Origin of the sequence: Streptomyces panaciradicis (assembly GCF_023516615.1) — a bacterium.
GTDB classification, from domain to species: Bacteria; Actinomycetota; Actinomycetes; order Streptomycetales; family Streptomycetaceae; genus Streptomyces; species Streptomyces panaciradicis.
Map to the genome: position 1 here is coordinate 1 of NZ_JAMGBF010000345.1, position 369 is coordinate 369.

The following is a 369-nucleotide window of genomic DNA, read 5'->3' on the forward strand; positions in this document are numbered from 1 at the left end:
GTGATCGCCTACAACAGCAACGACTGGAGCCTTCCGGGCACAGTGACACCACTGGACGAGATGCCGACCCTCGCCCAGCTGATCGACGGTTACCGAGAGCTCATCGACCGGGCCCGGACCGCAGGGCTCACCGTGCTTCTCACCACCGTCACACCGCTTGCCCCGGATCTCGCGGGCGACCGCGGCCGAGAAGACTTCCGCCTTGCGGTCAACGAGTGGATCCGCACATCGGGGCACGAATTCGTTGACTTCGACGCAGCGATCCGCTCCGAAGCCGACCCTTCCCTCCTCGAAACCACATACGCCGCCCCCGACCACACCCATCCCAGTGTGAACGGGTCGAAGCGCCTCGCACAGATGATGGCTGAA

The 369-nt window shown here is 64.5% G+C and carries 1 protein-coding gene; it reads left to right on the forward strand.

Annotated elements, in window-relative coordinates; translation table 11 throughout:
• The coding region (locus tag M8J74_RS44290; RefSeq protein WP_372500440.1) for a GDSL-type esterase/lipase family protein at positions 1-369 on the forward strand (369 nt) is incomplete at both ends.